Genomic DNA, 23,216 nt, shown 5'->3' on the forward strand with positions numbered 1-23,216 from the left:
GAAACAAACTGTCTCGAATGAAATTAGTACGGGCTGTTGAGCTTATTGCCATATATAATTCGGCAAAAAAAAGCCCTGTCCGCTAATGCGGACAGGGCTTTTAAAAACTTCAACCTAAAAGGCTAAAGACGGGTAGATCGCTCTACCAAGAGGAGTCACCGAATGGGTCACTACCGAAACCGAAAGAATCAGCAGGAGTTCCACCTGTTTCAGGAGCATTAGAGCCTCCAGCTGCAGGAGCTGCGCCGTCAGCAGGTGCGCCGGCAGCAACAGTTACAACACCATTCTTTTTAACGTCTTCGATCAAAGCGAGAAGTTCATCAACTTTGCCGATGTACTCTTCAACTTTAGCCTGAGAAGTAACGATGACTTTGTCGCCTTCGCCTTTTCCGGAAGCTTCAAAAGCTTCACATTTGCCTTTGAATTCAGCGAGAGCTTTATCGGAAACACTAAGTTTTCCTTCTGCTGCTGCAAGCTTAACTTCAAGATCTTTAATAGTATCAGCCTGTGCTACAACGGTAGAACGGTAGTCAGCAAGTTTAGTGAAAATGCTGTCAACCTGTACCATCACGTCACCTGGAAGAGCGCCTACAGAAACGTTCTCGCCAAGACCTGCAACCTGACCTGTTTTCATTTTAGCTAGTTCAGGATGCTGTTCATAAATCCAAGCTTTTGCAAGAGCTGCTGCAAAAGGTTCGAATTCAGCGTCAATATCCTTCTGTGTCATATAGGACAGAAGTTCCTGAACGGAGTTATTGCTTTCGCCACCTTTAACATAAGCTACAAATGTGCTCATGGGGAAAGTTTTACGTGCTTCAGACATGGTTAAATCCTCCTTGCTCTATTACAGAGTAAAAGTCTTTTCTTCACGGACCGGCATTGGTAGACGGCCGATGTGTTTTGCATAAGTTAAAGCTGCAGTCCTGTAGACCAGATGTCCAAGCTTGGACCACGGCAGATAGACAAACATCATAAACACGGCGACAAGATGCACATAGTACATGGGGTATGCAAGAATCGCGATGCCGAAGAGGCGAAGCAATTCACACATGATACCAGTTCCTGCAATTGTCCAGATAAGTCCAAGTAAGTACCAGTCATAATAGGTAGATACATGCGAGGAATCATCCTGATTCAAGCGGCGTTTGGTAAGCAGCAACAGTGAATAAACAAGCATTACTGCGCCAATGTTGGCAAGAATCTTAACCGGGTGCCACAGAGGCATCGGAGTATGACCGATAGCGGTAAGGAAGGGTATAACCTTTCCTCCCCAATGGGTAACAGCAACTATGCCTGTTACTACCATCAAGCAGATGAATGCGAGCATAAGGAACCTATGTCCATTAAACTTCTGTTCATCAGCTTCATCGGATTCACCGCATTCTTTCCATTTGGAATGTGTCAGAAGTTCATTTCTGCAAACATCCACAAAGCACACCAAAAGACTTGGTCTTTCAGATTTATCACCGACAGCAAAGACCTTTGGTTGATCTGCGAATGATCCGATAAGGTTTTTTACTCCTTTATAGAAGGTCCAAACCATGAAACCGAAAGCAATCATGAAGATCGGGTCAATAGTAAAATCGCCGGGGAAAAGATGCCCGTAAACGACTTTTCCATCTTTAAGAGGGAAGAAGGAACCACGAACTCCTGCCATGATGAACCAAATCACCATGTAAATAGCTGCCGGGATAGCAATAAGCTTCGGCAGATGTTTCGGAGAGCTCATCCACTTACCAATAAAGGTTGGAGTTGCTATCTTCTGATAGGCTAGATTACGCATAGCTGCGAGCAAATCAGCAGGACGTGCGCCACGTGGGCACAAGTCGGAGCATGCTCCGCAGTTATGGCAAAGCCATATATCGATATCCTTAACAAGTTTATCTTTTAGGCCCCACTGAGCCCATACCATTTCCTTACGCGGATAAGGGTTGTCAGCAGGCGACAGAGGACAGGCTACACTGCAAGTTGCGCACTGATAGCACTTTTTGACTGCGTCTCCACCGACTTCCTGGAGCTCTTTGATAAACTGCAGATCCGGTTTGATGCGAACATCTTTTTCCATATCGCGTCTACCTCCTAGTAGCCCTTGAACGGGTTGGGACCAATCTTGATCATGTCATTAACAAAGGTATCGATAAGGTCAGAAACCTTGTCGTATTCGTCAATGGCGAGTTCGGACTGGACAACACGTTCAGGTTCGACGCCAAGTCTCTTGAGAGAATCAGCAACGTTTTCCATACGGCGGTTACACAGTTCAGAACCTTTCACAAAGTGGCACTGATAATCTTCACCGTACTTACATCCGAGCAACAGAACTCCATCAATACCCTTACTCATAGCATCTGCAATCCAGATGGTATTCACAGAGCCGAGACAGCGAACAGGAATTACACGAACATAAGGGGACCAGCCTTTACCTCGCATGGCAGCCATGTCGAGTGCAGGGTAAGCATCGTTTTCGCAAGCGAGCACGATAAATCTAGGACCACCTTCTTCCATGTCATCAGGTACTTGAACCTGCTTAATCATGGAACCGATCATGTCGATATTGTAATTGTCAAATCCGATTACACGCTCAGGGCAGGCACCCATACAGGTACCACAGCGACGGCAGCGTGACGGATTCGGCTTTGGTGTTCCTTTTTCATCATCATCAAGTGCACCGAAAGGACATTCTTCTGTGCAACGTTTACACTGTGTGCAACGCATGAAGTTGAATACAGGATAGGTATTGTCACCGGAGCGAGGGTGAACAGCTACACCGTGATTGGCGGAGTTGATACACTGGATCGCTTTGAGAACAGCACCGGCTGCATCTTCCCTTGCAAGTCCCATAGTCATGGGCTGACGAACACAACCGGCGGCATAAACACCGGTACGGCGTGTTTCATAAGGGAAACAGATGTAATTGGAATCTGCAAATCCGTCGAACTGTTTGAGATCGGGGAATGCAGGTCCTTGTCTATATACGAGGTTGATGGTCGGATCGTGAGCAGTGGTTGGAACCATGCCTGTAGGAACAACGACCAGATCAGCCTGAATTTCAATATTTTCACCGAGAAGAGTATTGCTTGCAGCAACAACCATGGAACTGCCCTCTTCCGTAATGGAAGTAACAGTACCTTTGGTCAGCATGATGCCTGGATCATCCTGAGCAGCACGATAGTAACGCTCATTCACACCCGGAACCATCATGTGGTCATAGATGATGTATGCAATGCCGTTTGAGTTCATTTCACGAACGTAGTTGGCCTGCTTGAGAGCTACAAGACTGCTGAGTTCTGCGCTGTAAGGAAGATGTTTATAGGATTCCATATCCTCGTAAACGAATGCGTCTTCTTCTCCCTCTACTTTTGCAGCATCAGCCACTACTTTTGCGTCAGCGTCATCAGAAGCAACCTGCTCGTCAGAACGATTAGCATAAGCATCTTCTTCTGCTGCAAACTTTGCTTCACTGAGGCGTGTATCAAGAACAAAAGCAACAGACGATGCGTCCATTTTTCCTGCTTTGACCATTGCTTCAAATTCAGCAGCAGTAACAACTTTGGAAGAACCGTAACCCATAGGCTCAACATACTTAGTATCCTGAGGAACCCAACCGGTAGCAAGAACAAGTGCACCAACTGGCAGTTCTTCTTTGCTGGAACCAACTGTTACGCTGGCTGTATAATCACCGGGAGCACCTTCAAGAGTATCAAGATGAGCGGATTTTAGAACTTTAATTCTGGAGTTTGATTCAACTTCAGCAATCAGAGCTTCAATTCCGGTTTCATGAGCTTCGAGGTAGGGATATGAAAGTGGGAAAGTCTTATACATAGTGGCAGCTTTACCGCCAAGAGTATCAGCTTTCTCTACCAGAATTACGTCGTGGTTGGTCTTTGCTGCATAAAGAGCTGCGGTAAGACCGGTAAAACCACCACCAAGAACCATAACAACCTTAGTAGAACCTATAATCTGATTTTCAGAGGTGTTACCTTTGGTTAGTTTAGTGATTCCCATTCTGACATATTCATTTGCCATTATTTTGAGGAGTTCAGGAACTTCTCCGTTTGGATCAGGCAATGTGCCGTCAGGGTTCCTGAAAACCTTGATGCACTGTTCACGTAGATTAACACGTTCAACCATGACGTTGTCAAAATTGAAAATGTCCCAATCTACGCGAGGGCTTGTGCCGCAGATACAGACTGCATCGACGTTGCCAGCGTCGATATCTTCCTGAATAAGCTTTCTTCCTTCTTCGCTGTTTAGTCTCGGGTGACACTTGATCACCGGACACTCGCTTGCGCAAACCTTACTGACTACTTCAGCAAGGTCTTCAGCTATAAGGTAAGGAGAAATGCTTGCTTGGTCGAAATAAACTCCGATTTTTTCGGGCACGTCGACTTACCTCCCTATCACCGTTTGAATCGCTTTCAGAGCGGCGGCGGTACCTGACTGGGCTGTCTTTGTGACGTCCAGAGGTTGCCTTGCACACCCGGCGGCGAAAATGCCTTGTTCTTCTCCGCCTATAATGAAGCCCTGATCATCAACCTGCACTCCGGAAGGAACCGGAACACCTGCGAGACTAGGCTGCATTCCGGTAGCCAAGACAATGAGATCATGCTCATTCTGCGCCTTAATACCGGTTTCAGCATCCTCAACTGTGACGAGAACATTGCCAGAACCGGAAACTTCGATAACTTCAGCGACCTTACCTTTAACGGCGTTGATCTTGTCATCAGAAAGAATACGTTTGGCAAATTTATCGTAACGGCCCGGAGTACGAAGGTCGATGTAATAAACAGTAACCTTTGCATCAGGGTACTGCTCACGAACATAAGCGGCCTGCTTCAAAGAAGCCATGCAGCAAATGTATGAACAGTAATTGAGATGATTTTCGTCACGTGAACCCGCACATTGTACGAACGCGACATTTTTTGGCCGAGCACCGTCAGAAGGACGGACAATCATGCCGCTTGTAGGACCACTGGGAGCTGCAAGACGTTCCATCTGCATATTAGTAATGCAGTTCTGTACAGTTCCAGCACCAAGATTTGAAAGTTTAGTTACATCGTAAGGCTTCCAACCGGTAGCATAAACGATGGAACCGACATTGAGAGTGATGACCTTTTCTTCGTCTTTGAGATCGATAGCATCGATTCCTTCGAGAAGTTTGAGGTCAGCATCAGTACAGTTTTCCTTTTCAAGGACGTATCTTGCGGGGAACGCAAAAGGAACATCCATGTAAAGGGCTTTACGGTCACAGAGTTTGAATTCGAATTCATCGGTAACGTTATTGGAAAGTTTTGCGATGACTTCGGTTAAATCAATACTGCCGGGACCGACATACCTAGGCTTGATGCGGATTTTGACTTCAAAATCCCCTTTAGAACCACTGATGGATTCTACTTCAGCCAAGGTAAAGAACTTTACGTTCTTATTGTTTTTGATTCTCTGAAATTGAATCTCCAGACCGCAGGAAGGGGGACACAGCTTTGGAAAATACTTATTCAGCTGCATCACTCGGCCACCCAGGAATGGCGCCTTCTCCACGATGAAGACTTCATGGCCTACTTCAGCGGCTTCGAGTGCAGCAGTTATTCCGCTGAACCCGCCACCAACGACAAGTATGCTTTTTGACATTCTCTATCCTCCTGAACTCTTTGAGGCCTTAGCCATAAAATGGCCCAAATCCGGACACCGACCGCTTTGGTCGCAATTCGGATTCAGACCATTTCAGCGCTCCCGCCAGATAAGAACGGCTGCGGGCCGTTAAGCCCGCAGCCGCGTAGTCTCATGCCTATATTAAACAGGGATGATCTGGTGGTATGCTTTCTTGAAAATGACGGTTTCGCCTTTTTCAACATCGTATTTGGAGTTTACGAAGCATTTCCAGTTGGTGTCATCAAGACCCATGAAGTCTCCGCGGTAGTAGAATCCAGGATAACGGGATTCTTCACGGAAGCTGATGTGCTGCAAATGCAGGCGTACAGTCCACAATCTGTGGAACTGTTCCCAACAACGCATCAATTCGTGGAGGTCACGTGCAGCCAATTTCAGACTATCTTCTTCCAGCATTCCAAGAAGCTTGAAACCTGTAGTTAGAAGAGCGCCGGAAGTGACGTACATTGTTCCACAACCACCACCGTACTCATCGGTGCACTTTACGAGGCGCATCATGAAGTTCTTAGGAGTGATATAACTAGGATTGACAACTGGGCAAGTAGAAACAGATTTGCCTGCTTCGTAAGTGTACCAAGGCTGGTACAATTCTTTAGCGAGGTCAGCAATGTTTTCTTTCAGTGTTGGTTTGAAGTCTTTGTGATCTACACACCAACGAACCATCTGCTTACCAACTATACGGCCTTCAGCATGTGAACCGGAAGAGAACTTATGGCCGGAAGCACCGACACCATCAGCACAAGTGAAGAGACCGTTAACAGTAGTCATACGGTTGTAGACTTTACCGTTATCAGCTTTCACTTTGTAATCTTCAGGAACCCATTCTTCGTCAGGACCGGATGTCCAGATACCACAACAACCGGAGTGAGATCCGAGAAGGTATGGTTCAGTAGGCATGATTTCAGAACCAGATTCTTCTGGTTTGATATTCATACATGCCCAGAGGTTGGCCTGGCCAACACACATGTCAAGGAAATCTTCCCAAGCTTCAGACTCAAGGTGCTTCTGCTCAGCGGGAGAAAGTTCTTTGAAAGTGTTCTGAAGCGCAGTAGCGGTATCCATGTAAATTGGACCGCGACCTTCGCGCATTTCACGAAGCATCATGTGGTTACGGAGACAAGTAGGAATTACATGTCCTTTAGCGTATCCACGATCTTCATAAGGTTTGAGCATTGCGCGGTTTGTTTCGCAATAGTCTTCACCTTTATAGTTGGTTGCTTTAGCTTTGAAAAGCAAGAACCATGCACCAACAGGTCCGTAACCGTCTTTAAAACGAGCAGGTACGAAGCGGTTTTCCATCATGGTCATTTCAGCGCCAACCTGAGCACACATAGTATAAGTGGAACCTGCGTTCCATACTGGATACCATGCACGACCCATACCTTCACCAGTGGAACGAGGACGGAATACGTTTACAGCACCACCGCAAGCTACTACAGCTGCGTTGCACTTGAATACGTATACTTTGTTCTCACGAGTGGAGAAACCAACAGCACCAGCGATGCGGTTTGGCTCATTAGCGTCGAGGAGCATTTTTACGATGAAGATACGTTCCATGTAGCCATCTTCGCCGAGAGCTAATTTAGCTGCTTCAGCAACGATACACTTGTAGGATTCACCGTTGATCATCATCTGCCAACGTCCGGAACGAACGCAAGCGTCGCCGTTACGCAGGGAGAGGCCAGCAGCCTTTGCCTGAGCACCGTCGAGGTTTTTACCATCTTTTTTGATCCAGCAAGGAAGGCCCCACTCTTCAAAAAGATGAACGGAATCATCAACGTGACGACCTAAGTCAAAGATAAGGTCTTCACGGACGATGCCCATGAGGTCAGTACGAACCATGCGGACGTAATCGTCAGCATTGTTTTCACCGAGGTATGTATTAATAGCGGAAAGGCCCTGTGCGATAGCACCGGAACGTTCCATGGCGGCTTTGTCGAGAAGCAGGATGGAGAGATCTCCACCAGCTTTCTGGATCCAACGGCATGCTTCGTAAGCAACACCGCAGTTACCCATACCACCACCGACGAGAAGAAGATCAACGTCTTTTTCTATCAGTTCTGGTTCTGCAAGCGCAACGCCCTTGGCAGCTTCTTTAGTAGGGAGCAGAGGCATGTGTCCTCCTCAGTATGTTACAAATTTCTTAGATTTAATCACAATGTTGCGAACAACAAATTAATGATTAAAGCAGATCCTTTATTACTAAAGTCTTACCTGCATCGCCAACTTCAAGTTTATTACCGGCAACAACCTGCGGTACAGCAAGTTCTGTTTCGGTGAAAAGAAGTTCGCTATCAAGATCAGCTGGTTCTGGTTTTCCTTCGTAAGGATTAATAGAACCTTCAGGAGTAGTACGGATAGGAAACTTGAAACGTTTAACATCACCATTACGGAACTTAACAGTCCACATAATGTCTTCAGCTGAACGCATAGGAATAGAAGTTCCGCCCATAGGTGCGAAATCGCCATAAGGACGAGCTTCGATAGCGCCCTGAGGACAAATTTTCACGCAGGAGTAACACTCCCAACATGCATCTGGTTCCTGATTGTAAGCCCGCATTTCTTCGGGGTCCAATATCATGAGATCATTCGGGCAGATGTACATACAGGCGGTCTTTTCTCCACCCTTGCAGCCATCACACTTTTCCGGATTGACAAAGGTCGGCATACCTAGTCCTCCTAAAAGTTAAAGTTATCAATCACCGACAACATCCTTAACCATTTATATTCTTGCCTTTAAGTTCAAGGCTCGAGGTCAATTGACTATCAAGCCCGACAAAAGGTGTCAAGACGAAAGTGAAATTTAGAACAAGCTCATTTCAACGAACAGTTGCAACCCGAGAGAAAACAACATTTTGGAGAAGCGGAAAGCGCTACGATAAATTAGATGAGACCAAAACAAGCGCTTAAGCGTGTTCTATTATTCAGAGCTTTTAGTTCATTCCAGCCTTCCATTGCAAGCCTTTTTTTAAGTTTGTTACATAAAGTTAACTTTTAACCTAACATCCCGTAATTGAAATAAAATTATTTGGATTTTACCCAGACCTTATCTAGACTTTATTACACATAATTCTATATAAATACTAAACTAGAAGCTGTTTTGGCTGCGAGTCATCACCTGAATCTATCTTTAAAAATAAATTGGAAGATTTAATTCAATACTATTCCCAATCAATAGTACCCAGCAAACAACTTAATAAGACCATTCTCCCCCTCATCGTGACGCATAAACACTCAAATTAAAACAGATTAACTCCAGCACTGCAGTCCGACCAAAAGACACTTTGTGAAAAAAATGCTTTCCTTTTAATTTTGCCCTTGACATTTCTTTCACAAAGGATTCATAAGTCCATTTAAGAATTATGAAAAAGCAAATAACGATGCGCTTTGTATCTGAATGAGCTCTACTAATAATACTTGTTTTAAAATTTCGTTCTGCGGACCGTGCCTTCTATAATATGAAGAGCAGACCTCATTTAAGAGGCGGAGAGATATTCCTCTAATGGTTCCGCGGACAGGCCCAGGTGTTGAAAATAATTACAAGTAAGGAGACACACATGTCTAAGCTCGTAGCCCCTCACGGTGGAAAAGGTCTCGTATGTTGCCTTCTCGAAGGCGCAGAACTCGCAGCAGAACAGAAAAAAGCTGAAGGTCTCAAAAAGATCGAAATTTCCGGACGTGCTAAGGGTGACCTTATCATGATGGGTTGTGGTGGTTTCAGCCCTCTGAACGGCTTCATGAAAAAAGCTGACTGGAAAGGCGTTTGTGAAAGCTTTCTGATGGCAGACGGCACATTCTGGCCAGTTCCTGTAACACTTGACGTTGACGAAGACGTTAAAGTCGGCGATGAAATCGCTCTCGTCCGTAAAGGCGAAGCTTACGCTACCATGAAAATCGAAGAAGTCTACGAAATGACTGACGACGATAAGAAATGGGAATGTGAAAAAGTTTTCAAAGGCGAAGGCGAAGAATCTGCTGATGACGTTTTCTGGAAAGTTGCTCTTGAAGACCATCCAGGTGTTAAGATGGTTATGGCTCAGAAAAAATTCAACATCGCAGGTCCTGTTAAAGTTCTCTCCGAAGGCGAATACCCTGAACAGTACAAAGGCGTTTACCTCCGTCCTGCAGAAACTCGTGCAGCTTTTGAAGAAAAAGGCTGGTCCATCGTTTCCGCACTTCAGCTTCGTAACCCAATGCATCGTTCACACGAATTCCTCGCAAAGATTTCTATTGAAGTCTGCGACGGTTGCTTGATCCATTCTTTGATCGGTAACCTGAAACCAGGAGACATTCCTGCTGACGTTCGTGTTAAAGCAATCGACACTCTCGTTGAAAAATACTTTGTTAAAGACAACGTTATTCAGGCTGGTTACCCTCTTGATATGCGTTACGCTGGTCCTCGTGAAGGTCTGCTCCACGCAACTTTCCGTCAGAACTACGGCGTTAACAGAATGTTGATCGGTCGTGACCACGCTGGCGTTGGCGACTTCTACGGCCTGTTCGAAGCTCAGGAAATTTTCGACAAAATTCCTTATGCAACCGAAGCATGCCCAGAACCAGGCAAAGCACTTCTTTGTCAGCCAATGAAAATTGACTGGACTTTCTACTGTTACAAATGTGACGGCATGGCTTCTCTCCGCACATGCCCACATAACAAAGAAGAACGCGTAATCCTTTCCGGAACTAAACTCCGTAAAGCTCTCTCCGACGGCGCAGAAGTTGTTGATCACTTCGGTCGCGAAGAAGTTCTCGTTATTCTCCGTGCTTACTACGAAGGCCTCACTGAAAAAGTTGAAGTCAAAATGCAGGGCGCAGCTTCTGGCGACGCAATGTAATTAAAGTAGTACCACTACTTGCTTTTATAGGGAGGAGGCGGTTACCGCTTCCTCCCTTTTCTTTTGCTGTATTTTCAACTATATAAATACAGCATATTTTGTCATATCTTTGGGGCTTGCTCATCGGCGAGTTTCAGGCTAGAAAGGCGTTCTTCCCTATATCACTCATCAGGAACAAAAAATGCCCAATTACAAAAAATTTGATAGCCCCGATAGATCCGATAGACCTGGTCGATCCGATAGATCCGACAGATCCGATAGATCCGACAGACCCGGTAGATCCGGTGGCGATGCTCCGCGCAAACCGTCTCTCCTCCATGAAATTAGAGACCTTGACGAACGTCTAATTTCAATGATTTCACGCAGAAACACCCTTATGGGTAAAGCTGCCTCTAAACGTAAATTGAAAGGTCTGCCTCTCGCTGACCCGGATATGGAAAGACGTATATTTGAAATCTGGACAACAAAGTCCGCAGATGAAAAATTTAATCTCAAGGCTGCGCGCAGAGTTTTCGAACAACTCAACACTCTCGCATATACTTGTGTAGCCAAACCTGAAAACCGCAATCTGCCTTCTTATTCGCTATCACCGCCAAGAAGACCTGTTAAAGTCACCATTGACGGCCCATGCTCTCTTTTCCAGTCACAGCTATGGATTGCCCTTGCTGCGATGTGCTCAGCTGACGCCAAAATGTCTCCCTTGTCTGTTAATGATCAGTTGACGGAGCTTGCTAAAGCTTTCAATCAGGCTGGAGCTCACATTTCATGGGAAAATGATACTATCGAATCCCGCTCTGGCGAAGGAGTTTTCTTCGAAGACAAACTTGTCTTCGCAGGCGATGACGAAATGACCTTATATCTTATTCTTGCTTTCGGGCTGAAATCTCCCGGCAAATTTAAAATTGCAGGCGGTCCCATTCTTAAACAGTATGACTCCAGACAGTTGACATCATTACTGTCACCACTTGGAGCCCGCCTCAACACTCTTGATCTTCAGAGCCACGGACTGCCTGCCAGACTTGAGTGCGGTGGAAATATGGTTTCTTCTCTTACATTGACTGAAGAGACCCCACCCAAATTTGCGGCAGCTCTTACTCTTGCAGGATGGACATATCCACAAGGTATGAACCTCAAATTCGACAAAGACTGGGCTGGAATCTCTGAAATACGTGATGCAGTCGAGGTTCTTAATACTTGCGGTATCAAAGCTGTTCTTACTGAAACAGAATGTACTGTTCCTTTCAGCAACTCCTTCTCCTTCCCTGAGCAGCCAAACATTGCTCTAGACCCGGAACTGAGTGCAGCTCTGCTTTCAATCCCTGCTTTTGCCGGCGGGAATGTAACTATCAAAGGAACATGGCCGAAAACTTCACCTAAAGCGAAAGATGCTCTTAAAGCTCTTACTTTAGGAGGCTTGGTTGTAAAGGTTTCCGATACTGAAATCAGTTCCACCAAAGGCGAACAGCCACAGTCGGTAAACATTGACTTCGGACAGGCATCAAAACTTTTCCCAATCGGAATTGCGCTGGCTGTTAACTCCGGAACTCAGTGTTCACTTCAGGGAATTAAGGACGTGGCATTATTTGAACAGGGCATAGAACTGCTCGAACGCCTCGGACTTCAATACGCCCGCACCGAAGACGGAGTTCAGATTACTCCCGGCAGATTGGAATGGGAAGATGCTTGGACTGCTCCGACTCCTTATTTCGGAATAGCTCTGGGACTGATGGCCTGGATTCGCCCGGGACTTTCCTTATTGAACCCCGGAGATATCACCGAATTGTGGCCTCGTTACTGGACTCTCTACAATAGTCTTCCTGAAATTGACGGACTGAAAGACCCCGAAGTGAAGGAGCTGAACGATGACGCAAAATCAAACAGAAGAAGAATCAAAATTGATTAGTATTCCTGAAATAGAAGAAGCTATCGAGTCTTTTAAAAAAGAACTTGAAACATGCATAAATAGAATTCAGGAACTTCTCAAAAGCGAAGACCCTGTTAAGGGTATTTATTTCGCACAAGAAATCTTTGAGAGTCAAAGAGACAAGCTTCGTCTCGAAGTCGAAATCGACTCTCGCAGAAAAAAAATTAATCGGATCAAACTCGGAATGACCGAGTATTAATCCTAAATCATATTGAACAGGTCTGTTTATTCTTAAATTGGAATAGCGCATAAGCAACTTTGGAGGCATCATGGGTTTAAATATTACTGAAAAAATTATTTCCAGCCATCTGATAACTGGAAAAATGGAACCGGGCTCTGAAATCGGCCTTAAAATCGACCAGACTTTGACCCAGGATGCCACCGGAACCATGGCGTATCTACAATTTGAAGCCATGGGTATTGCCAAAGTACAGACTGAACTTTCTGTAAGTTATGTTGACCACAACACCTTGCAGATGGGGTTCCGCAACCCTGATGACCATCAGTATCTCAGAACAGTAGCTGCCAAGTACGGAGTAGTTTTCTCGCCAGCAGGAACAGGCATCTGCCACCAGCTGCACCTCGAGAATTTTGCTAAACCGGGTGCAACTCTGATCGGTTCTGACAGCCACACCCCCACTGCCGGCGGACTCGGTTCTCTGGCTATGGGCGCAGGCGGACTATCCGTAGCTCTTGCTATGGCAGGCCAGCCTTATTCTATCCCCATGCCTAAAGTTGTTAAGGTCGAACTGACCGGAAAGCTGACCGGCTGGGCAACCGCTAAAGATATCATCCTCCACCTCCTTGGGCTGCTCACAGTCAAAGGAGGCGTAGGAAAAGTCTTCGAATTCGGCGGCAAAGGTGTTGAAACTCTGACAGTTCCAGAACGCGCGGTTATCACTAACATGGGCGCAGAACTCGGAGCAACAACCTCCCTTTTCCCAAGTGACAAGCAGACTGAAAAATTCCTCAAAGCTATGGGCCGCGAAGAAGATTTCAGCGAACTTATCGCGGATGCAGATGCAACATACTCTGATACCGTTGTAATCAACCTTTCCGAACTTGAACCGTTAGTAGCGCAGCCTCACATGCCGGACCGCGTAGTAAGTGTTAAATCTCTTGCCGGTCTCAAAGTCAGCCAGTCTGCAATCGGTTCCTGTACCAACTCTTCATATTCAGACCTCAAGACAACAGTACTGATTCTAAAAGACAACCAGCTTCCTCAGGGTGTTGATCTGATGATCTCCCCCGGTTCCAAGCAGGTGTTAAAAATGCTCGCGTCCGAAGGACTTATCGGGCCTTTACTTGATTCAGGAGCAAGACTTCTTGAATGTACTTGCGGTCCCTGTATCGGCATGGGCGGGTCTCCTGTCTCCGCCGGAGTCAGCGTAAGAACTTTCAACCGTAACTTTGAAGGCCGCAGCGGAACTCAGGATGCCAAGGTTTACCTTGCGTCCCCTCAGACCGCAGCCAAACTGGCTCTTGCAGGCGAATTCACAGACCCTGCAACATGGGGAACTCCTCCGGAAAAGATCGAATTTCCTGCTGAGATTCCTTCTATTCGCCACCTTTTCATTTTCCCTCCTGAAAACGATGAAAAAGTAGAGATCGTTCGCGGTCCTAATATTATACCTCTTGAATCCTTTTCAGCTTTACCTGAAATAATCACTTCTGAAGTACGTCTTAAAGTCGGTGATGACATCACAACTGACCATATTCTCCCTGCCGGAGCACAGATAACAGCTCTGCGTTCAAACATTCCTGCCATCAGCGAATACATTTTCAGCCGCGTTGACGAAAACTTCGTCAGCAGAATGAAAAATTCTGACAACGGAATAATCCTCGGCGGAGAAAACTACGGACAAGGCTCAAGCCGCGAACACGCTGCTCTGGGACCGCGTCACCTTGGTGTTGTGGCTGTCATTGTTAAGTCTCTTGCACGCATCCATAGAGCAAATCTTATCAATTTCGGCATTCTACCCCTTGTACTATCTAACAAGAGCGATTACGACAAACTATCCGAAGGAAGCGGTCTGTCCCTCGAAACTACATCATTGACTCCGGGCGGAGTGGCAGAAATGACCACTACAGACGGTCTCAAGATCAAAGTCGAGAACGATCTTTCCGAAAAAGAACTGGCTATAATCTTAGCTGGCGGTCTGCTTAACTACGTTGGCAGAAAATAATAAATGAGAATGACACAGCGATCAAAACATATTTGATTGCTGTGTCTTACATGTATACCAACATTTAAAGCAGTACTAACTGCTAACTGGAGTACGGAGACGTCATGCTGGACATTATGCGCCAAAATGCCCAAGGCTGGGGCATTAAAGTTTTATTCGGTATCATCATTCTGGTTTTCATTTTTGCCTTCGGCATGAGCGGTTTTGACGGCAACACTGATCCTGTCATCGCTTACGTAAATGACGAACCGATCCCCACGCAGGAATTCGTTAAAATCTATCGCCAGACTGCTGAGATTCTCAGAGAACAAGACCCTACTATTGATCCTGATCAGCTCCAGTCTCCTGAATTTAAAAAAGCAATCCTGAATCAGCTTATTAATTCAAAAATTCTTGAAGCTGAAGCTAGACGTCTTGGAATTTCCATTTCAAACAGCGAACTCTATTACGAAATCAGCAAAATACCTGCTTTTGCCACTGCCGAGGGTAAATTTGATAAAGCGCGTTACCAAGGCTACCTGCAGGGTAGACAGATGTCTGCCTCAACTTTTGAAAACGACATGCGTAGCAGCAATCTTATTCAGAAGATTCAGGAATATGTAGCGATTCCAGCTGTCCCTACCGAAGCTCAGGCTCGCGCGCTCTTCGACTGGGCTGGCGAAAGAGCTCAGATCGATTACTATTATGTATCCGGTGCTGACTTTCTAGACAAAGCAAAAATCGAAGACGCTGCGATTGAAGCTTACTACAAAGCTAACCCCAACAGCTTTACTGTTCCGACTCGCAGTATAATTGAATACATTTCCTTCACTCCTGAAGAATTATCTGTATATGAAGATGTAAGCCCTGAAGAGCTAAGCAGCTACTATGCCGCAAACAAAGATCAGTATGAGCAGGATGAACAGGTAAAAGCCCGTCACATTCTGCTGCTTGTTGATGAAAATGCCAGTGCTGCCGACATTAAAAAAGCAGAAAATAAAATTCAGAAAATTCTAGCGAAAGCAAAATCCGGTGAAGATTTTGCAAAACTTGCAAAAAAATATTCCGAAGGCCCCAGCAAGACAAAAGGCGGAGAACTCGGATGGTTCAGCCGCGGCGCAATGGTTAAACCTTTCGAAGATGCAGCTTTCAAGCTTAAAAAGGGTCAAATCAGTGAGCCTGTCCGTACACGCTTCGGCTTCCACATAATCAAAGTTGATGACACCCGCGAATCGGGACAGAAAGCTTTCGATCAGGTCGAAACTGAAATTAAAAATACAATTGCTCAGGAAAAAGCTGCTGATTCAATCAGCACAAAGCTGGACCATGCAATCGACCTCCTCGCTTCAGGCATGAAACTTGACGCCGTTGGCGAAGAACTCGGAGTTGCAATCCAGAAAAGTGAAAAAGCAACCCTTGAGAACCTCACCCGTGCGTTCGGTATGACTGAAGACGCAGCACAAACAATTATAGCTCTTCCTAAAGGTAGCTCTACCGAGATGCCTATTGCAGTAGATAATGGATATCTTATAGCTCAGAAAGTTGAAGAAATCCCTGCCTCTCTCAATCCGCTTGAAGAAGTTAAGAAAGACATCAACGACTTTCTTGCTCAGCAGCAGGCAATGCAGATGGCAAAAATTAAAGCAACTGTTATCATGGGCAAGCTTTCCACTCCGGCAACAGCTGAACAGGGACTTAAATCAATCAAAAAAGACCTCAAAACCTCTGAGCCTTTCGGTAGAGACGGTTTTATTCCCGGTCTTGGTATGAATCCTAAACTGGCTGAAACTGCATTTGCGTCAACCAAAAACACTTGGTTGCCACAAGCTTTTGAACTTCCCGGCGGCTACATTGTCGCAAGGCTTGATGAACGCATTCCGCCAAGTGAAGAAACATGGGAAAGCCAGAAACAGGCTATCCTCACAAGCCTCGAACGCCAGCAGGCTAATGAAATGATTAATTCATTCATGACAGAATTGCGATCCAAAGCAAAAGTCGAAGTTGTCCGCCCGGACATTCTTAATAATTAATCTTTAGTTAACGATTAGTTAAAGGGTCTGTTCTTACGAGAACAGACCCTTTTTTTTGAGCAGCAACACTCTTGCAGATGAGCCGCCAAAAGCGTAACTAAAACTTTCAAACTTATACTTTTTTAAGCAAGTGAATAAAACAAACTGGAGACGCACATATGCTGTCCATTCCTAAAGGATTCAAATTTTCCTGCATTAACGCAGGGTTCAAGTATATTAATAGAAATGATTTAACCCTGATCCTCAGCGAAACTCCCGCCGCCGGAGCAGGTGTTTTTACAAAAAACAAATTTCAGGCTGCTCCGGTAACGGTTTGTAAAGAGACTCTTAGTAATTCCTCCTATGTTCGTGGAGCATTAATCAATGCGGGGCAGGCTAATGCCTGCACCGGAGCGGAAGGAATTACCGATTGCAAAAAGACACTTGAACTTGTTGCCAAAGGTCTGAACCTCAAATCCTCCGACCTGCTCCCTGCATCAACTGGTGTTATCGGGCCGCGTTTTGATATGGATAAATGGGAACTGGCCGCGCCTCGTCTTGTTGAAACTCTGGGTGAAGCCGATCCTGTGCAGGCCGCTAAAGCCATCATGACAACTGACAAATTCCCCAAACTTGCATGGGGTTCAGTAAAATCTGAAAACGGTTCAGCTCAAATACTGGGCATGTGTAAAGGCGCTGGTATGATCTGCCCGGACATGGCAACCATGCTCGGATTTATTATCTGCGATGCCGAAGTTGATCCTGTCTGGTGGCAAGAAACCCTTAAACGCTGCGTTGATAAATCTTTCAATTGCATCACCGTTGACGGCGACACAAGTACCAACGATTCAGTTATGGCTTTTGCAAACGGAGCTTCAAACTATAAAACTGATTCACCTGAAACACGTGATGCGCTTGAAGCAGCACTGCTCGATGTCTGTCAGTCGTTATCTTACATGATTGTTCAGGACGCTGAAGGCGGAACAAAAGTCATGTCTATAAAAGTTTCCGGCGCCCGCAGTGATGATGATGCAAAACTTATTGCGCGCGCAGTGGGTAACTCTCCACTGGTAAAAACAGCTCTGTTCGGTGAAGACCCCAACTGGGGCCGCATCGTCGCAGCGGCCGGACGAAGCGGAGCAGAATTTAATCCAGATATGTTAACTCTTCGTTTCGGCAAGATCACCGTTTTCAAGGAAGGCAAACCGGTCGAAGGCGACATGGATGCCCTGCTTGACCCGATCATGCGCAAACAGGACATAGAAATCATCATAGATTTAGGTGACGGAGACGGAACAGCCCGGCTTATGGCATCAGATCTCACCAACGAATATATCAGCATTAATGCCGACTATCGGTCCTAATCTGTTTTTTAATTTTACGTCAGCCTGCCAAACACAGGCTGACGTTTTTACTGAGAATTACCATTATGAAAAACATTAAAAGTCGCGACAAAATGACCCGACTGGCCGATTTCCTTTTTGAAGTCGGCATGCTTAGAAAAACTCCGCGCACAGGATACCAGTTTCTAGGATCAGGCTCTGAATCTGTTGCGGATCATTCATACAGAGTTGCCGTTCTTGGATATGTCCTTGCTGATATGGCTGAGGCGGATATGGCCCGCACTGTTTTCATGTGTCTATTCCACGATCTGCATGAAGCCCGCACCGGAGACTTCAACTACGTCAACCGGATATATAACAGAAGCTACCGTGATAAAGCCCTGCGTCATACCCTCGAAGGAACAGGCCTTGAAGATAAAATTTATCCACACTGGGAAGAACTTGAAAAATGTGAATCAATTGAATCACTACTTGCTCAGGATGCTGATCAGATAGATTTTATTTTAAATCTCAAAGAAGAACACGATATGGGGAATCCATACGCGGCCACATGGATGGAATCCGCTCTTAAACGGTTGCGCACTGAGCAAGGTAAAAAACTTGCTGAAACCATTTCTAAGACTGATCATAAAGAATGGTGGTATCTAGGACCGCCCCCGAGTTGGTGGGAAAACAAAAGCGGTCCGGACGAAGAGGAATAGTTGATTATTCCTTCCACTTATTGACGCGCTATTTTTTCTCCTAACTATATTTAACCTATGCTTATAAAAATTAAGGCTTTCCTGCCGACAGCTACTTTTATTTTCCAGATCATTATGCTAGGAGTAGAGCTTGCTCTGAAAGGATTTGATGTAAAATCATGATTAACACGACTTCCTTCAATAGAAATATATAAACAAACAAAAAATATAGACACAAATGCCGCATTTCGCCTCAGACAAACTGATTATGCAGCCCTTCGCATTAGTGGGAAGGATCAGCCTTAATATCCTCGGAGAAGCCGGTGCAATGTGCATCTTCCTTTTCGAGACGATTCTGCATGTTTTCAGTTCGTTGTCCATTTTTCCGAAAATTATTAAAGAGCTTTATTTTATTGGAGTCAGGTCTATAACCGTTATTTCCTTGATCGGTGTGTTTACGGGGATGGTTATAGGTCTTCAGACATACTATGCTCTTTCTAAATTCGGGTCTGAAGGCTTTCTGGGAGCTGCGGTAGCCCTTTCTCTGGTCCGCGAATTAGGACCAGTCCTGACGGCAATAATGCTCACAGGGCGCGCCGGTTCATCTATGACAGCTGAAATCGGGGTGATGCGCATATCCGAACAGATTGATGCGCTTGAACTGATGGATATCAACCCCATCAACTATCTGGTAAGTCCGAAACTGATCGCATCACTTATTTCTTTCCCGATTTTAACTGCTCTTTTTGATCTCATCGGGATTGTAGGCGGTTACATAACCGGAGTGGCCCTTCTTGGCGGCAACTCAGGCGTTTATTTTCATAGAGTCTACACCTCACTTAGCTGGGAAGATATTTCTGCCGGATTCGCCAAATCTCTTGTTTTTGCTGTTCTCGTTTGTACAGTCTGCTGTTTTCAAGGATACTTCACCCATTTCCGTAAAGATGGAAAAGGCCCCGAAGGAGTCAGTCAAGCAACAACCTCAGCGGTTGTTATGTCCTGCGTAATGGTGCTTGTGTCTGACTACATTTTGACCTCGTTACTTTTTTAATTACTCTCCATGAAAAACTCAGCACCTGATATACGCATTGAAAACCTGACCATCGGATATGATGGAACTCCTGTGGTTAATAACATTAATGCAACTTTGCCCGGTGGCGGTGTTACCGTAATCCTCGGTGGATCAGGATGCGGAAAGTCAACACTGCTGAAAAACATACTTAGACTTAACACTCCTCTCGGGGGAGCCGTTTTTCTTGGCAAACACAATATTTTAACATTAAAAAGAAAAGCATTTCGATGTCTGAAACAACGTATAGGCGTACTTTTTCAGGACGGTGCTCTTCTTGGTTCTTTGAATTTATTTGATAACGTGGCTCTTCCGCTCAGAGAACATACACGACTTAAGTCCTCCGAAGTTTCTAAAGTTGTCAAAGCGAAACTGAATCTTGTCGGACTTGAACCTTTCGTTGACTATTTTCCAAATGAACTTTCAGGTGGAATGAGAAAGAGAGCAGGACTTGCAAGGGCCATGGTTATGGACCCTGATATCCTTTTCTGCGATGAGCCTACATCAGGCCTTGATCCTATAAATTCTGCGGAACTGGATGAACTGCTTCTGGAACTTAAAGAGAGCTTTGATATGACAATCGTTGTTGTCAGTCACGACCTTGCTAGTATGAAAACAATTGCAGACCACGTTCTTGTTCTCGGTGAAGGCACGGCTCTTTTCGAAGGAAGCAAGGAATCTCTTTTAGCAACGGAAAACCCTTATTTACGACAGTTTCTTGATAGACAAGGGCAAAAAAGGGAAGCACCAAGACTAACAATGCCCCCTCTCGACCCATCAGTAATGAAAATGGACTGCACCAGATATCTTGGTGATCAGGATAATAAATGATAATCATACGGACTCAGGCATGAAAAAATACTCTAAGGAAACAACTGTTGGATTATTCGTACTCATAGGACTGCTGCTGATAGTCTATATGAGTGTTAAACTTGGAGACGTGCGCATTTTATCAGACAGCCACTATCACGTGAGTGCCAGTTTTAATGATATATCCGGACTCAGGATAAATGCTCCTGTTGAAATAATGGGAGTCCCAGTTGGCTTTGTCGACAATATTTCCTTAAACCTTGAAACTCAAAAAGCGGTTGTAGGACTCAGTCTGGAAAAAAAGATTGAACTTACGGACGATGCAATTGCATCTATAAAAACCAGCGGGTTGATAGGCGATAAGTATGTTAAAATTGCTCTCGGCGGTGTCGGAGACCCCATTGAACCGGGCGGAACGATTATCGAGACAGAATCGGCGATTGATGTTGAAGACTTGATTAGTAAATATGTTTTTGGCAAGGTCTAATAAAAATTACAAGAAAACATAACCGAATATATATATGAAAAGAATCACAACCATATCCATCTTCCTCCTGCTTTTGAGCCTGGCGTCACTCCCATGTTTCGCCGCAACTGCAAATTCACCACTGGAACGGCTGCGTTCCGGCGTACAAAGCGTTATTAATGTTCTTAATGACCCTCAATATAAAGGCGTTGTTGATAAGCAGGATGAAATGAACGCGAAAGTCCGGGAAGCAGTCAAAAGCTTTTTCAATTTTCGTGAGCTGTCAAAAAGGACAATAGGCCGGCCATGGCTTAAGTTTTCCCCCGAAGAACAAGACAAGTTTATTTCTCTTTTCACTCAACTGCTTGAAGAAACTTACCTTGGTAGAATTGAAGATTATACCAATGAAAAGGTCTCATTTGACAAAGAGACAATAATAAAGGCAAAATACGCTCAGGTAGACACTAGATTGCTTACAAAGAAAGAAGCTGTTCCTGTCATTTATCGTCTAAAATTGATCGATAATGCTTGGAATGTTTATGATGTAAAAATTGAAGGTATCAGTCTAGTCAACAATTACAGATCCCAATTTGCTGGAATCCTTGACACAAGTTCGGATGACAAATTCGAAATAAGCAAAAAAGAACTGTTTACGCGCCTCGAACAGAAGTGCCATGAATTGAAATACCAACAAGCAAAAAAATAAAACGGACTTCAATCAATAATGAAAAAGCCCATGACTATAAAAAATTCAGCTTCAAATGCGCTTCTAGCTTTTTTAGTGCTGACCTTCATCCTGCTGACCTTTCCCTCACAGGTAAGATCCGCCGAAAGCACTGACCCTATACTTGTCGCACAAGTCGGTTCAGGGGTTATCGGCGCAGTAGAAAAAGATAACGAATCATCTCCGAGCGATGATGATTTCGATGATGACATCTGGGGCGATACGGAAGCACAGCAGCAAACAGGTGCTTCTGACCCATGGGAAGGCTACAACCGGGCAATGTTTACGTTTAATGATTTTATGTACTTTAAAATCACTAAACCCGTAACGCAAGGGTACATGTATGTCATGCCTCTTCGCCCGAGAACATGGATAAACAACTTTTTCCAGAACCTGCTTTACCCTGTTCGAGTAACAAGCTGTCTGCTTCAAGCCAAATTTTTCACTGCCGGCGCTGAAACATCTAAATTCGTGGCCAATACCGTTGTCGGTATGGGCGGTCTCGGTAATGTTGCAGGATCACGCCAGTCTACCATGCCTCTCTACTTAGGTAATGAAGACATGGGACAGACTTTCGGAGTATGGGGAATTTCGAATGGCCCTTACTTTGTCATTCCTGTTCTTGGACCATCTACAGTGCGTGATGCTGTCGGACTTGGAATTGATACATTCGTGCTCAATCCTTTCTGGTGGTTCGGTATTCCTTGGTATTATTCAGTTTCAGCCGGAGCTTACAATCAGATCAACAAGCTTTCATTCCACCTTGGTGAATATGAATCCCTTAAAGAGGGTGCTATTGATCCTTACCTTGCTCTAAGAAACGCATATTTGCAGTATAGAACAAAGCAAGTTAATGACGCTAAACGCGGACGTCCGGCACCGGCTTCAAGCATTGTGACCGACCCTAATGCGGAAACTCAGCCGGCGAACTAAACAGACGTGAAAATAGCTGTTATCTCTGATACACATCTCCGTGAGCCTGATTCCAGACTCACGGAGATTTTTAATGAACATCTGGCAGATGCAGATCTGCTCATTCATTGCGGTGATTTAGTCTCTTTTTCAGTCTGGCAATTCTTCTGCCAGCATCCCAATTTCTATGCCGCGCTGGGTAACTGTGACGACTGGAAGCTCTCGGACCAACTGCGCCCACTAGAATCACTTTCTTTCCAAGGACTCAGGATCGGAATTGCTCACGGATGGGGAAGCCGCTCTCAAGTATCGAGGAATGTAGCTAATTCCTTCAGTCCTGATTTTGACCTTCTCTGCTACGGGCATACTCACATTCAAGACTGGTCGGTTGTTAACGGCATTCAAATGCTGAACCCCGGGAGCCTTACCTCACCTCGAGATAGCAAGCCGCCGAGTGTTGCTATTCTAGAAGTTGCAAAAAATATGAACCTTTCCTGTTCCTTTATCCCTGTCGACTAATTTCATCAAAGAAAAAGCCGCTGAAGAAAACTTCAACGGCTCACAACTTTTCCAAAAACTTCTAAAACAATTACAACAAAATATATACTGAATCTA

General features: G+C 45.1%; 19 protein-coding genes. 13 read left to right on the forward strand and 6 right to left on the reverse strand.

What is annotated here, in order from left to right; translation table 11 throughout:
- Positions 1 to 142: 142 nt before the first annotated feature.
- From BLT41_RS01450 to aprB, 6 genes are all read right to left on the reverse strand, one after another.
- Positions 143 to 823, reverse strand: coding sequence for a hypothetical protein (locus BLT41_RS01450; protein ID WP_092157548.1), 681 nt, complete (start codon positions 821 to 823; stop codon positions 143 to 145).
- Positions 824 to 844: 21 nt separating this feature from the next.
- A complete protein-coding gene (gene qmoC, locus BLT41_RS01455; RefSeq protein WP_092157550.1) occupies positions 845 to 2,065 on the reverse strand; it encodes a quinone-interacting membrane-bound oxidoreductase complex subunit QmoC in 1,221 nt (406 codons plus the stop codon).
- A 14-nt stretch (positions 2,066 to 2,079) separates the two neighbouring features.
- Entirely contained in the window at positions 2,080 to 4,380 is a 2,301-nt protein-coding gene (locus BLT41_RS01460; protein ID WP_092157552.1) for an FAD-dependent oxidoreductase, read from the reverse strand.
- A gap of 6 nt (positions 4,381 to 4,386) precedes the next feature.
- Entirely contained in the window at positions 4,387 to 5,625 is a 1,239-nt protein-coding gene (locus BLT41_RS01465; RefSeq protein ID WP_092157554.1) for a CoB--CoM heterodisulfide reductase iron-sulfur subunit A family protein, read from the reverse strand.
- Between the two features lie 162 nt (positions 5,626 to 5,787).
- A complete protein-coding gene (aprA, locus tag BLT41_RS01470) occupies positions 5,788 to 7,779 on the reverse strand; it encodes an adenylyl-sulfate reductase subunit alpha (RefSeq protein WP_092157556.1) in 1,992 nt (663 codons plus the stop codon).
- A 67-nt stretch (positions 7,780 to 7,846) separates the two neighbouring features.
- Positions 7,847 to 8,332 (reverse strand): adenylyl-sulfate reductase subunit beta, encoded by a 486-nt coding sequence (gene aprB, locus BLT41_RS01475; RefSeq protein ID WP_092157558.1) that lies wholly within the window; start codon positions 8,330 to 8,332, stop codon positions 7,847 to 7,849.
- Between the two features lie 889 nt (positions 8,333 to 9,221).
- On the opposite strand from aprB, the gene sat reads away from it, so the two are divergent.
- The 13 genes from sat (at position 9,222) to BLT41_RS01540 (ending at position 23,120) form a co-directional block, all read left to right on the forward strand.
- A complete protein-coding gene (sat, locus tag BLT41_RS01480) occupies positions 9,222 to 10,499 on the forward strand; it encodes a sulfate adenylyltransferase (protein ID WP_092157560.1) in 1,278 nt (425 codons plus the stop codon).
- A 181-nt stretch (positions 10,500 to 10,680) separates the two neighbouring features.
- Positions 10,681 to 12,402, forward strand: a complete 1,722-nt coding sequence (locus tag BLT41_RS01485) for a chorismate mutase (protein ID WP_139167313.1) — start codon at positions 10,681 to 10,683, stop codon at positions 12,400 to 12,402.
- The gene (locus tag BLT41_RS01490) at positions 12,362 to 12,622 is read left to right on the forward strand and encodes a hypothetical protein (RefSeq protein ID WP_092157562.1); all 261 of its coding nucleotides are present in this window, start codon (positions 12,362 to 12,364) and stop codon (positions 12,620 to 12,622) included. Before BLT41_RS01485 ends, BLT41_RS01490 begins: the two co-directional genes overlap by 41 nt.
- A gap of 70 nt (positions 12,623 to 12,692) precedes the next feature.
- A complete protein-coding gene (locus BLT41_RS01495) occupies positions 12,693 to 14,609 on the forward strand; it encodes an aconitate hydratase (protein ID WP_092157563.1) in 1,917 nt (638 codons plus the stop codon).
- Between the two features lie 104 nt (positions 14,610 to 14,713).
- Positions 14,714 to 16,618 carry a SurA N-terminal domain-containing protein gene (locus BLT41_RS01500; RefSeq protein WP_092157565.1) on the forward strand — a complete coding sequence of 635 codons (1,905 nt, stop codon included), beginning with the start codon at positions 14,714 to 14,716 and terminating at the stop codon, positions 16,616 to 16,618.
- A 158-nt stretch (positions 16,619 to 16,776) separates the two neighbouring features.
- Positions 16,777 to 17,961, forward strand: coding sequence for a bifunctional glutamate N-acetyltransferase/amino-acid acetyltransferase ArgJ (gene argJ, locus BLT41_RS01505; RefSeq protein WP_092157567.1), 1,185 nt, complete (start codon positions 16,777 to 16,779; stop codon positions 17,959 to 17,961).
- Positions 17,962 to 18,026: 65 nt separating this feature from the next.
- Complete coding sequence (locus BLT41_RS01510; RefSeq protein ID WP_170830285.1) at positions 18,027 to 18,641, forward strand: HD domain-containing protein; 615 nt, start codon at positions 18,027 to 18,029, stop codon at positions 18,639 to 18,641.
- A 217-nt stretch (positions 18,642 to 18,858) separates the two neighbouring features.
- On the forward strand, positions 18,859 to 19,671 hold the full coding sequence (locus BLT41_RS01515; RefSeq protein WP_092157571.1) for an MlaE family ABC transporter permease: 813 nt from the start codon (positions 18,859 to 18,861) through the stop codon (positions 19,669 to 19,671).
- A 9-nt stretch (positions 19,672 to 19,680) separates the two neighbouring features.
- A complete protein-coding gene (locus BLT41_RS01520) occupies positions 19,681 to 20,520 on the forward strand; it encodes an ABC transporter ATP-binding protein (RefSeq protein WP_092157572.1) in 840 nt (279 codons plus the stop codon).
- A gap of 19 nt (positions 20,521 to 20,539) precedes the next feature.
- A complete protein-coding gene (mlaD, locus tag BLT41_RS01525; protein WP_092157574.1) occupies positions 20,540 to 20,986 on the forward strand; it encodes an outer membrane lipid asymmetry maintenance protein MlaD in 447 nt (148 codons plus the stop codon).
- A gap of 34 nt (positions 20,987 to 21,020) precedes the next feature.
- A complete protein-coding gene (locus BLT41_RS01530) occupies positions 21,021 to 21,671 on the forward strand; it encodes a Tgt2/MlaC family protein (RefSeq protein ID WP_092157576.1) in 651 nt (216 codons plus the stop codon).
- Positions 21,672 to 21,701: 30 nt separating this feature from the next.
- Positions 21,702 to 22,622, forward strand: a complete 921-nt coding sequence (locus BLT41_RS01535) for an MlaA family lipoprotein (RefSeq protein WP_092158776.1) — start codon at positions 21,702 to 21,704, stop codon at positions 22,620 to 22,622.
- 6 nt (positions 22,623 to 22,628) lie between these two features.
- Positions 22,629 to 23,120 (forward strand): YfcE family phosphodiesterase, encoded by a 492-nt coding sequence (locus tag BLT41_RS01540; RefSeq protein WP_092157578.1) that lies wholly within the window; start codon positions 22,629 to 22,631, stop codon positions 23,118 to 23,120.
- Positions 23,121 to 23,216 lie beyond the last annotated feature (96 nt).

The organism is Maridesulfovibrio ferrireducens, from assembly GCF_900101105.1.
Classification (GTDB): domain Bacteria; phylum Desulfobacterota; class Desulfovibrionia; order Desulfovibrionales; family Desulfovibrionaceae; genus Maridesulfovibrio; species Maridesulfovibrio ferrireducens.